Source organism: Achromobacter maghribensis, from assembly GCF_057334215.1.
Map to the genome: position 1 here is coordinate 564,817 of NZ_JBHFII010000061.1, position 12,142 is coordinate 576,958.

At 67.7% G+C, this 12,142-nt stretch carries 5 protein-coding genes and 1 pseudogene; all 6 read left to right on the plus strand.

Features of this window, described 5'->3' with window-relative positions; all coding sequences use genetic code 11:
• Positions 1 to 34 precede the first annotated feature (34 nt).
• Positions 35 to 5,254 (plus strand): annotated as a pseudogene (locus ACE039_RS28565) (filamentous hemagglutinin family protein); the annotation flags it as partial.
• Positions 5,255 to 5,583: 329 nt separating this feature from the next.
• Positions 5,584 to 7,233, plus strand: a complete 1,650-nt coding sequence (locus ACE039_RS28570) for a ShlB/FhaC/HecB family hemolysin secretion/activation protein (RefSeq protein WP_485824001.1) — start codon at positions 5,584 to 5,586, stop codon at positions 7,231 to 7,233.
• A gap of 38 nt (positions 7,234 to 7,271) precedes the next feature.
• Positions 7,272 to 9,194, plus strand: a complete 1,923-nt coding sequence (locus ACE039_RS28575; RefSeq protein WP_485811410.1) for a DUF2341 domain-containing protein — start codon at positions 7,272 to 7,274, stop codon at positions 9,192 to 9,194.
• Positions 9,195 to 9,203: 9 nt separating this feature from the next.
• Positions 9,204 to 9,623, plus strand: coding sequence for an ExbD/TolR family protein (locus tag ACE039_RS28580; RefSeq protein WP_006222018.1), 420 nt, complete (start codon positions 9,204 to 9,206; stop codon positions 9,621 to 9,623).
• Between the two features lie 16 nt (positions 9,624 to 9,639).
• On the plus strand, positions 9,640 to 10,353 hold the full coding sequence (locus ACE039_RS28585; RefSeq protein WP_485824002.1) for a TonB C-terminal domain-containing protein: 714 nt from the start codon (positions 9,640 to 9,642) through the stop codon (positions 10,351 to 10,353).
• Between the two features lie 36 nt (positions 10,354 to 10,389).
• Complete coding sequence (locus tag ACE039_RS28590) at positions 10,390 to 12,084, plus strand: putative porin (RefSeq protein WP_448708166.1); 1,695 nt, start codon at positions 10,390 to 10,392, stop codon at positions 12,082 to 12,084.
• The last annotated feature ends 58 nt before the right edge of the window (positions 12,085 to 12,142 follow it).

The following is a 12,142-nucleotide window of genomic DNA, read 5'->3' on the forward strand; positions in this document are numbered from 1 at the left end:
CCCCCCCCCCCCCCCCCCCCCCCCCCCCCCCCCCACGGCCGTGCCCTATCGGGCGGGCAGCGTCGATATCCGCGCGCAGCATCTGGGCGCGCCCGGGGCGTTGAATGCGGATTTCGAGGCGCTCAACCAACGCTTGAACGACGGCGCAGTCATGGGTGCGCGCAGCTTCCAGATCAAGCAAGGCAGCTTGGCGGTCGGCGATGCGCTGCGCGCCAACGACATCAATCTGTCGATAGACGGCGGCAGTCTGACGGTCGCTGGCCGGGTGGACGCCAGCGGCGAGCGCGTGGGCCGGAGCCGGCGGGCCGCGCGCGACGGCTTGACGCTGTCCTCGACCGCGGTGCTGGACGCACATGGCACCGTGCTGCGCGTCGATAGCTATGGCAAGATCATCGACTCGCCCAACCGCGCCATGGTGGAACTGAATTCTGGCCGTGGGATGCTGACCCTGGCCAACGGGGCGCGCATCGACTTGCGTCATGGCACCTCCGCGGCGCCGGGCGCGGCCGCGGGCCAGCACGACGGCGCGCCGCGCGGCACGCTGGATCTGTTGGCGCCGCGCATCGATGCGGCCGGCAATGCGGGAATCAACGGCGGCGCCGTGCCGGGTTCGGCCGCTACCTACGGCGACATCGCCATCGACGCGCGGGGAACTGTCGTCATCGACGGCGCCAGGTCCATCGCGCTGGTCGCCACGCAGCGCTATGACGATGCGCGCCCGGGCGATCCGGCGGACCGCGCGAGCGGCCGCGATTACCAGATCATCGATCAGGCGTATCTGGAAACGCTGCACGGCGACAGCACCACCTTCATCCGCAACGCGCGCAACAACGGCGCACTGCTGGACGGCAAGCTGGCGGGCCTGAACAACGCTACCTACCGCGACGTGTTCCATCTGCGGCCCGGCGTGGAGATTGTCAGCAACACCGCCGATGGCGACCTGGTCGTGCAGGGCGATCTGGACCTGTCACGCTATCGCTACGCCAGCCTGAATCCGCATTCGGCGATGACCTCGGCCTACGGGTCGGGCGAGGCCGGCGCGCTGACATTGCGCGCCAAGGGCAACCTGGACGTCTATGGCAGCATCAATGACGGCTTCGCGCCGCCGCAAGCGACGCCGGACGACGAGAACGGCTGGATCCTGACGCCCGGCGCGCAACCGTTCGGCGGCGACGTGGTGTTGCCGCGTGGCGGCGTGGTGCTGGCCGATGGCACCGAATTCCCGGGCGGCAAGACGCTGAACTACCCCTTGCCCCTGCAGGCCACGACGCTGGCGGCGGGCACCCGTCTGCCGGTGGAGGCCGCGCTGGGCCAGGCGCTGTCGCTGGCTGCCGGCACGGTGCTGTCCGGCGATCTGCGCGATGCCGCTGGCCAACTGCTGTACCCCGCCGGCAGCATCCTCAAACAGGCTGTGGACTTGCCCGCCGGCACGCGCCTGGGCGCGGGCACCGTGCTGACCGCCGGCACGTCCATGCAAGCATTCACGTGGCCGGCAAACGTGGCGCTGCCGAATCTGCACACCACGCAAGGTTACGAGCCCAACGTGCTGTTGATGGCGGGCACCATCACGTTGAAGCAAGGCGCGTTCATCCCGTCGCAGACCAAGCTGGTGTTCCCGGAAGGCACCGACTATGTCGAGCTGCGGCCGGGCACGGCGGTGGACCAGCGGCGCAACTGGGCGCTGGCCCAGATGCTGCCCGCAGGCAGCCAGTCGTGGTCCGTGCAATTGGTGGCGGGCGCCGACCTGGACGCAGCGGATCCGCGCCGGGTGTTGGCCGGGCCAACCGCCGGCAAGCTGACGCTGGCCGATACCCACTACAACGCCAGCGTGAGCAAGGGCGCCAGCCTGGTGTGGGGGCCGGACGCGGGTCCGTCTGGCTTTGAGCCCGGCGCGCCGGTGCCCGATGACCTGCTGTGGCTGTGCGACGCCATTGAAGGCCTGTGCCTGGTCGACGACAAGTCCTCGACGTCGGTGACGGCGCACACGCAGAATTTCAGCGTACTGCGCACGGGCACGGGCGATCTGGATCTGGCCGCGGGCGGCGACATCAGCCTGATGTCGGCGTATGGCGTCTACACGGCCGGCACGCAGGCGGCCGACGTGGCGCCCGCCTATCAGTTGCCGCGCGGCCGCTTCGGCGAAACCGTGCTGGGCGACGACTATTCCATGACGTATGAACCCTTTGTGACGGCCGGCACGGGCTATCAAGCCTGGTACCCGGAGGCGGGGGGGAACCTCACGCTGTACGCGGGCGGCGCCCTGCGGGGCGACGTGTGGGGCAAGACCACGGGGGGCAACTTTGAAGCGCGTGTGATCGACCCGAGCGTGGGAATCGGAAACTGGCTGTGGCGCCAAGGCACGGGCAGTGCCAACGGCGGCGATACGCCGACCGCATGGTGGATCAACTTCGGCAGCTACACGCAAGCGTCCGCGGACTTCAAGGACAAGACACCTTTGCTGGTGGGCTTTACCGGTTTTGGCGCGCTTGGCGGCGGCAATGTCAGCATGCGCGTGGACGGCGATGCGGGCAATATCGAGTCGCGCGGTTCCGTCAGTAACCCCCGTGGCCAGGGCCTGATCGTGGCGGTCGGCAGTACGGGGCGTATCGCGGCCGACGGCAGCATGATGCTGACCGGCGGCGGCGACATCGACATCCGCGTCGGTGGCGGCTTGAATCCTACGCAGAGCGCGCGGGGACGGGTGTCGTCGACAGTGGGCCCCACGCCGTACTATGGCGAGCCTGCGCTGGACCTGCAGGGCGCATTGATCAACCTGCGCGGCCATGTGCAACTGTCCAGCGGCGCGGTCGGGGGATTGGACCTGCGGTACGGCAATGAATCCATCCAGCAGGACGTCAAGGAAACCCGGGGCTATGACCCCTATGCGTCCACGCTGGCCAGCGCCACGGGGGGCTTGGTTCTAATTCCCGGCGATTCGGTCATCCGGGTGGATACGCGTGGCGATCTGGTGGTGGGCGGGGCGAGCGATCCGGGGCGCGTCGCCCTGCCGAACAGCACGCCGTTCCGGCTGGCCGACGGTTCCTTGCAGAATGGCGGCGGCTACAGCTGGTTCTCGATGTGGACCCAGAACACCGCCATCGAGTTGTCCAGCGCGGGCGGCAACCTGACGCCCAGCCGCCAGACGTCGCACAGTGCGCAGGGGCTGCCGGCGCAGACGGGGCGTAACACGTCGCCGTCGGACGCGCGGTACCTGTACCCGTCCATCCTGCGCGCCACGGCGTATGACGGCAGCGTCTACGCGGGCGTGTCGGCGGGTTATCTGAACAACGAAATGACGGGGCTGCCCTATGCATTGACGCTCGCGCCCGGCGCGCGCGGCCAACTGGAATTGTTGGCGGGCGATTCGATTTACGCGGGCGGCTACGCGATCAACCGCTCGGGCGCCGATCCGGCCAGCGTGGCGACGGTGCACGCGCCGGCCTTTGCCGGGTTCACCTCGCAGACCAGTACGGTGGAGGCCTTGAGCAACCAAGGGGTGGACGGCATCGTCGCCAGCCGCGGAACCCACTTCCCGCTGTTCTACTTCAGCGCGCCGACGGCGAGCGAGGCGGGTTCCAATCAAGTGACGCGCTTCTATGCTCGCGACGGCGATATTGTCGGCCTGCGATCCGGTGAGGCGCTGTCTCTGTTGGGCAGCGGCCACCTGGGACAGACCTGGTACGAAGCTTCCGGGCCGGTATGGATGATGGCGGGGCGCGACATCGTAGCCTCGGGCACCGATACCGGGAAGTTCACGGACGTTCCGACCGTAAACGGCATCAACTTCGGTGGCAGTGGCGCGTCGGCGACATCCACGGGGAACTTGTTCCTGCATCGTGATGCGCTGGATGTGTCTCGCGTGTCGGCGGGCCGCGACATCCTGTACAGCTCTTTCCAGATCGCTGGCCCCGGCACCCTGGAGGTGACCGCCGGCCGTCATGTGCTGATGGCCGATCGCGCCTCCATCACGAGCCTGGGCGCCGTGATGCCGGGCGACCGTCGTCCGGGCGCCTCGATCGCCGTTGCGGCGGGCGTGGGCGCCAACGGCCCTGACTACGCAGGCTTCCTGGCGCGCTATCTGGACCCGGCCAAGGTGGCGGACCCAAGCCGTCCGTTGGCGGACCAAGGCCTGGCGTTCAAAACCTACGAGGCCGAACTGCTGTTGTGGCTGACGCAGCATTACGGCTTTTCGGGCAGCACGGACGACGCGCGCGCCTACTTCGCCGCGTTGCCGCCCGCCCAGCAGCGCGTGTTCGCCAGGCAGGTGTATTTCGCCGAACTGCGGTCGGGGGGCCGGGAATACAACGACAAGTCCAGCCCGCGTAGCGGCAGCTACCTGCGGGGCCGCCAGGCCATCGCGGCGCTGTTCCCCGAGACGGCGCCGGGCACCTATCAAGGCGACATCACGCTGTACGGCGCGTCGGGCATCCGCAGCACCTTCGGCGGCGATATCCAGTTGATGACGCCAGGCGGAAAGCAGGTGTTCGGCGTGGAGGGCGTGGCGCCGCCCGCTTCCGCAGGCATCATCACGCAAGGCGAGGGCAACATCCAGCTGTACGCGCAGGGCAGCATCCTGCTGGGCCAAAGCCGGGTGATGACGACCTTTGGCGGCGGGATCACCGCGTGGTCGGCGCAAGGCGACATCAATGCGGGGCGCGGGTCCAAGACGACGGTGCTGTACACGCCGCCCAAGCGCGTCTACGACGGCGTGGGCAACGTGACGCTGTCGCCCAACGCGCCCAGCACCGGCGCGGGCATCGCGACGCTGGCGCCGCTGCCGGAAGTCGCGGCCGGTGATGTGGATCTGTACGCGCCGCTGGGCACCATCGACGCAGGCGAAGCCGGCATCCGCGTGTCGGGCAACGTGAACATCGCGGCCTTGCAGGTGGTGAATGCCGCCAACATCCAGACGCAGGGCGATAGCGTGGGCGTGCCGGTGACGGCGTCCGTCAATACCGGCGCGCTGTCATCGGCCAGTGCCGCAGCCACATCGGCGGTGAATGCCGCGCAGGATTCTGCCCAACGCGCGCAAAGCCAGGCACGCCAGGGCCAGCCCTCGGTGATCAACGTGCAGATCCTGGGGTATGGCGACGAGCCCGTGGCGGGGGCGGCGCCCGCGCCGCAGGGCAGCCCGGCGGCGGCTGCGCCGGCCTACGACGCCGCCAGCGCCGTGCAAGTGCTTGGCGCGGGTCGTCTGGACGCGAACGAGACGGGGGCTTTGAGCGCGGAGGAACGACGCAAGCTGACGATGTGAGCGGGACGCCGGCGTGCCGCCGGCAGTCATCGGTGTGTCATGAAGCGGCCAGCATCCCTGGCCGCTTTTTTTTCACCTTGCATGCTAGCGCCGTCATCTCGCATGGCCAGAATCGCCGCCGGACAGCCCGGGTTTTCGTTCGCGGATTCTTTTTCATGAAGTTTTTCTTACAACGCGCGGTCTTCGACCTCCCGGCACGTCTAGTAACAAGCAGAAGCTGTGAGCGCGGGAGGGCGGGCAAAAACCGTCACGGGATTGTCGCGAAGCGCACGGCTCGGCAGCGGCCGGTAACCAGGCCGGATTTCACACAAGGAACCGAGTGCATCGCTATGCATGATTTCGAAAGTACGGGCCGCGCGTTGCGCGCCATATTGCGCCGCGCGCCGCAAGCATTCGTCCTGACCGCCGCTATCCACTCGGCGTGGGCGCAAGCCGCGCCGGCGCCCGAAGCCGGCGCCGCGCCCGCCGGCGCAGCGGCCCCCGAGGGCCGCCGCGTCAACATCAACGAGTACATCGTGCGGGGCAATACCGTGCTGGAGGCCCGCGACATCGAGCGCGCCGTCTACCCCTACCTGGGCCCGGACCGCACGCTAGCCGACATCGAGTCCGCGCGTGAAGCCTTGCAGGCCATTTATCAGGAACGCGGCTACCAGTCGGTGTACGTGGACCTGCCCGAACAGCAGGTCGCCGACGGCATTGTGTTCCTGCAAGTGTCCGAGACCAAGGTGGGGCGCGTGCGGGTGGTGGGCGCGCAGCACTATTCCCCGTTGGCGATCCGCGACGAGGTGCCGGCGTTGCAGGAAGGCCAGGTGCCCAACTTCAACCGCGCGCAGGCCGAACTGACGAACCTGAACAAGGGCGCCAGCCGCCAGGTCGTGCCGCTGGTGAAGGAAGGGCGCCTGCCCGGCACGATGGACGTGGACCTGAAGGTCGAAGACAAGAGCCCATGGCATGCCAGCGTGGGGCTGAACAACGACTACAGCGCCGACACCACGCGCCTGCGCAGCACCGCGTCGCTGGGCTACGACAACCTTTGGCAGCTGGGGCATTCCGTCAGCCTGACCTTTTTCACCGCGCCGCAGGAAACCGACAACGCCAAGGTGTGGTCGGGTTCGTATTCCATGCCGCTCTCCAGCCGCTGGGGCCTGCAATTCTCGGGCTACAAGAGCGACAGCAACGTGGCCACGATCGGCGGCACCAATGTGCTGGGCAAGGGCTATTCCTTCGGCCTGTCCGCCATCTACACGATGGAACCGCAAGGCGATTGGAGCAATTCGCTGTCCGTCGGCCTGGACTACAAGAAGTTCGATGAGTCCACGCGTTTCGGCGCCAACGAAGACCAGATCCCCATCAAGTACCTGCCGTTCACGCTTGCCTACAACGGCTACCGCTATTCCGAATCGTCGCAAAGCAGCCTGGGCCTGTCGGTCGTGGGCGCAAGCGGCTCCTTCTTCAATCAAGGCAGCGACTGGAAGGAGTTCGACGACAAGCGCTATCGGGCCAACCCCAGCTTCGCGCTGTTGCGCGGCGACGGCACGCATACGCAGAACCTGTTCGGCGATTGGCAACTAGGCCTGCGCGGCTCGTTCCAGTTGGCCTCGGGCGCCCTGGTGTCCAACGAGCAGTTCTCGGCGGGCGGCGCCACCAGCGTGCGCGGCTATCTGGCCGCGGAGCGCACGGGCGACGACGGTGTGTTGGGTTCGGTGGAATGGCGCACGCCGTCGCTGGCCCGCTGGCTGGGCGCGAACGTCAACGAATGGCGTTTCTATGCCTTTGCCGACGCCGCTACCTTGCGCTTGCGCGACCCGCTGCCCGAACAGGACGCCAGCTACTCGCTCGCCAGCGTCGGCCTGGGCACCCGTCTGCAAGTCATGGATTGGCTGTCCGGTTCGCTGGATTGGGGCTATCCGCTGAAAGACGGCCCCAACACCCGCAAGCACGATCCCCGACTGAACTTCAGCGTGCGCGCCAGCTTCTGAGCGCACGCGACCTCCTCATTCATCCCGGAGTCCTGAACATGCAACGCCTATTGATACTCCTACTGACCGTGCTGGCCGGCGTATTGCCGTCCGCCGCCCACGCTTGGTGGCAGCCTGACTGGCAGTACCGCAAGCAAATCACCGTCGACAGCACCGCGCAGGGCATGCCGCTGGGCGGCCCGGCCGGCCGCACGCCGCTGCTGGTGCGCCTGCACACCGGCAACTTCACTTTCGACGGCATCAACGAGAAGGGCGCCGACATCCGGTTTGTGGGCGCCGACGACCAGACGGTGCTGAACCACCAGGTGGAAGCCTTCGACCCCTTGCTGGGCATGGCGCTGGTATGGGTGGACGTGCCTGAAGTGGCCGACGGCCAGCGCCAGGACATCTGGATGTACTACGGCAACCAGAAGGCGCCGGTCTCGGCCAATGGCCAACTGACGTTCGACCCGAACTACACGCTGGTCTATCACTTCGACGGCGCCGCTGGCGCGCCGCCGCGCGACACCACCGCTTACAGCAACCACGGCCAGACCCCGACGGGCGCCGCGGTGGATGGCGTCATCGGCCGGGCCGCGCAGTTCACGGGCGCCGCGCCGCTGATGCTTCCCGCCAGCCCCTCTCTGGCCATCCCGGCCGCAGGCGCTTTCACGTTCAGCGCCTGGGTCCGCGCCGACCAGCCGGCCGGCGAACAGCTGGTCTACGCCCGCCGCGACGCCGGCAACGCCTTGCTGATTGGTATCAACCAGGGCGTGCCGTTCGTGGAAGTGAATGGCCAGCGCAGCCAGCCCGGCCAGCCGCTGACGCCCGCCGCCTGGCAACACCTGGCGGTGACGGCCGACGGCAGCCAGGTCCATCTGTACGTGAACGGCCGCGCCACCGCGTCGCTGGCCGCCAGCCTGCCGCCGCTTGGCGCCATCGCCGCCCTGGGGGGCGATGTGCCTGCGCCGGCCGCGCCCGTGGCGCCCGCTGCCACCCCCGCCGCGGATGGCACGGTACCGGCCGACGCCGCGCCGGCGCCCGCCGCGCGCCCCGTCTACGCGCCGTTCGTGGGCGCCATCGACGAAGTCCGTTTGTCCAAGGTGGCGCGTCCCGCCGCCTTGATCTACGCCGATGCCAGCTCGCAGGGCGCGGAGTCGCGCCTGGTCGCCTACGGCGCGGACGAAGAACAGTCGGGTTTCGGTTTCGGTGGCATGGGCTTCTTGCTCAAGGCGGTGCCGATCGACGCCTGGATCATCATCGGCGTGCTGGTGCTGATGATGGTGCAGTCCTGGATCATCATGATCAAGAAGAGCCGCAACGTGGCCCGCCTGGCGCGCGCCAATGAAGCGTTCCGGGAGTCTTTCGCCAACGTTGGAAAACGCCTGGAAATGCTGGCCGATGACGCCGGTCTGGCCCAACGGCTGGAACACGCCTCGCTGTGGCGCCTGTACCGCGTGGCGGTCAACGAGATCCGCACCCGCCGCGCCCAGGGCGCCGACACCACGTCGATCTCGGCCGCCACGATCGAGGCCATCCGCGCATCGATGGACGCCGTGCGCACCAAGGAAAACCAGGTGCTGGGCGCCAAGCTGGGCGTGCTGTCCAACGCCATCGCGGGCGGCCCCTACATCGGCCTGCTGGGCACCGTGCTGGGCATCATGGTGGTGTTCCTGGGCACGGCAATGGCCGGCGATGTGAACATCAACGCCATTGCTCCGGGCATGGCCGCGGCCCTGCTGGCCACCGCGATGGGTCTGTTCGTCGCGATCCCCGCGCTGTTTGGCTACAACCGCCTGGTGTCGCGCAACAAGGAAGTCAGCGCCGACATGCGCGTGTTCGTCGACGAATTCGTCACGCGCCTGGCCGAAGTGCACGGTGAAACGCAAGCGCAGGAAGCCGCCCACCATCCCGCAACGCGCGCGCCGACGGCTAGCCGCCCGGCCGCCCGCGACGCGCAACCCGCCGCCGCCGAGGCATAAGGAGCATTCATGGCTTCCGTATCCGCATCCCAGGACGATGACGATGACGCGCCCGTGGACGGCATCAACATCACGCCGCTGGTCGACGTGCTGATGGTCGTGCTGGTCATGTTCATCCTGACCGCCACCGCGCAGATCGCCGGCATCAAGGTCAACCTGCCCAAGGCCAGTTCCACCATGGCCTTGTCGCAGCCGAAGACCAAGGCGATTTCCGTCAATGACGCGGGCCAGGTTTTCCTGGACGCCTATCCGGTCACCTTGCCCGAGCTGGAAGACCGGCTGCGCACGGAGAAAGCGCTGAATCCGGATTTTCCGGTGATTGTGCGCGGCGACGCCGCCGTGCAGTACCAGAAGGTAGTGGAAGTGCTGGATCTGCTGCGCCGCCTGGAGCTTGCCCAGGTCGGTCTCGTGACCGGCAAGCCGCAATAAGGGCCAGGACAACGTCATGCCGCAACACGCATCCGATTCCTCGCGCGTCCCGCATCCGGCGCGCCGCTGGCTGAAGCTGGCGGCCGTGGCGGTGGCCGCGGCGGTGGCGGCCTACGCGCTATGGCGCTGGGCCAACGATATGTCCGGCGTTCGGCGCGATGCGCCCAAGGTCACGGCCATCATCCCGCTGCCGCCGCCCCCGCCGCCGCCGCCCGAACCCGAGAAGCCGCCGGAGCAGGAACAGCTCAAGGAAGAACCCGTGGCCACGCCCGAACCCGAGCCGCAGCCCACGCCCGAACCGCCCAAGCCGCAGGACGAAGCGCCCCCGCGCCCGGCCGACGACCTGGCCAACCCGATGCAGATCGACGGCGATGCGCAGGCCGGCAGCGACGCGTTCAACATCGGCGCGGGCCAAGGCAAGGGCATGGCGGGCGGTGGAGGCGGCCGCGCGGGCAACGCCACCTACAGCCAATACCTGGCCTATGCGCTGCAAAAAATCCTGCGCGAAGACGAGCGCACCCGCAACCTGACCTTCCGCCTGCAGGCCAACATCTGGCTGACGGCGTCTGGCCAGATCACCCGGGTGGAACTGACCCGCGGCAGCGGCGACGCCGATGTCGATGCCCGCGTGGTTGCCGCGTTGCGCGCCGTGCCGGGCCTGGATGAGCGCCCGCCTGCCACCGCCAACATGCCTATCCGCGCGTCGCTGACCGGCCGCCGGCCTTCCTGAAATCCCGAACAGACCTGATCCCGGAGTGACTAGAGAATGAAGTTCGAACTAAACCGGCTGGCGGCATCGCTGGCGCTGGTCGCGGCAAGTGCCGCCGCGCTGCCGGCGCACAGCGCGCCCGCGCCGTCCGAAAACGCCACCATCAACCTGATCCGCCTGCTAGTGCAGCAGGGCGTGCTTAAACCCGATCAGGCCGACGCGCTGGTCGCGCAGGCGGAAGCCGAAGCCCGCGCCGCGCGCCAGGCCACGCCGGACCGCGGCGCGGCCGTGGCGCAGGCGGGCGACGTGCGCGTGCCCTACATCCCGCAGACCGTGCGCGACCAGATCCGCGACGAGGTCAAGGCCGAAGTCATGGTGCAGGCCAAGGAAGAAAACTGGGCGCAGCCCAACACGTTCCCGGACTGGGTGTCACGCATCACGGTGGAAGGCGACGTGCGGGTACGCGACGAATCGCGCTTCTACAACGGAGGCAACAGCAACGAAATCACCGATTTCGCCAAGCTCAACGCCAAGGGGCCGTACGACGTCAATCCCAACACCAACGGCGGCTACCCGCCGATGCTGAACACGCGTGAAGACCGCCGCAACCAGCTGCGCATCCGCGCCCGCCTGGGTGTGCGCGCCGAGATCTCGGAAGCCTGGACTGCCGGCATCCGCCTGGCCACCGGCAGCGATGACAGCCCGGTATCCACGTCCCAGACCCTGGGCGGCGGCATGGGCAAGAAGGACATCTGGCTGGACCAGGCCTACCTGACGTATCGCCCCGCCAAGTGGGCCACCGTCACGGGCGGCCGTGTCGCCAATCCGTTCGAATCCACCGATACGCTGTTTTCCAATGACCTGAACTTTGACGGTATCGCCGCGATCTTCAAGCACCCCTTGCAGGGCCGCGACGTCACGCTCTTCGGCACACTGGGCGCGTTTGCGACGGAATACGCGAACAACGGCTGGAGTTCGTCGTCGATGAGCGAGGGCAGCACCGAGAATAAATGGCTGCTGGGCGCGCAGGTCGGCGCCGACTGGAAGATCAACAATCAGAACAGCCTGCGCGGCGCGCTGGCCTACTACCATTTCGACAACATCGCGGGCAAGCGCTCCAGCTCCTGCTCGCCGTGGGCGGGCGCCGAGAACTGCGACACCGACTGGTCGCGCCCGGCCTTCATGCAGAAGGGCAACACGCTGTTCCTGCTGCGCAACATCGCGCCCAATCCGCTCAATCCGGCCGACACGCCGCAACCGCAGTACGTGGGCCTGGCGTCCAAGTTCGACCTGCTGGACGTGAACCTGCGCTGGGATACCCGCGTGTTCGACGGCCTGGGCCTGCGCTTGAACGGCAACTACATCCGCAACCTGGCCTACAGCAAGAGCAAGATGGCGAGCCGCTCGCAGGGCTACATCGTCAACAACTTCGGCGACAACGGCGACATCGAAAGCGGTCCGAATGCCTGGATGCTGCAAGCCACGCTGGGCCGGTCGTACGACCTGAAGGAAAAGGGCGATTGGCTGGCCTTCGTTGGCTACAAGTACATCCAACCCGATGCGCTGCCTGATGCATTCAACGATTCGTCGTTCCACCAGGGCGGCACCAACGCGCGCGGCTACTACATCGGCGCGGGCTATGCCTTCGAGAAGAACGTCTACGGCGTCTTCCGCTGGATGAGCACCAAGGAAATCTACGGTGATCCCTTGGCCATCGACACGATGCAGTTTGAAATCAACGCCAGGTTCTGAGGCCATGGACATGCATATCGTATGGGATGAATCCCGTCATCCGGCCGCGGCGGGCCGC

What these genes read in the sequence shown, in the direction of transcription:
- ACE039_RS28570 (WP_485824001.1), top strand. Translation starts at nt 5,584, where the DNA reads ATGCATGATTTCGAAAGTACGGGCCGCGCGTTGCGCGCCATATTGCGC.
- ACE039_RS28575 (WP_485811410.1), top strand. Translation starts at nt 7,272, where the DNA reads ATGCAACGCCTATTGATACTCCTACTGACCGTGCTGGCCGGCGTATTG.
- ACE039_RS28580 (WP_006222018.1), top strand. Translation starts at nt 9,204, where the DNA reads ATGGCTTCCGTATCCGCATCCCAGGACGATGACGATGACGCGCCCGTG.
- ACE039_RS28585 (WP_485824002.1), top strand. Translation starts at nt 9,640, where the DNA reads ATGCCGCAACACGCATCCGATTCCTCGCGCGTCCCGCATCCGGCGCGC.
- ACE039_RS28590 (WP_448708166.1), top strand. Translation starts at nt 10,390, where the DNA reads ATGAAGTTCGAACTAAACCGGCTGGCGGCATCGCTGGCGCTGGTCGCG.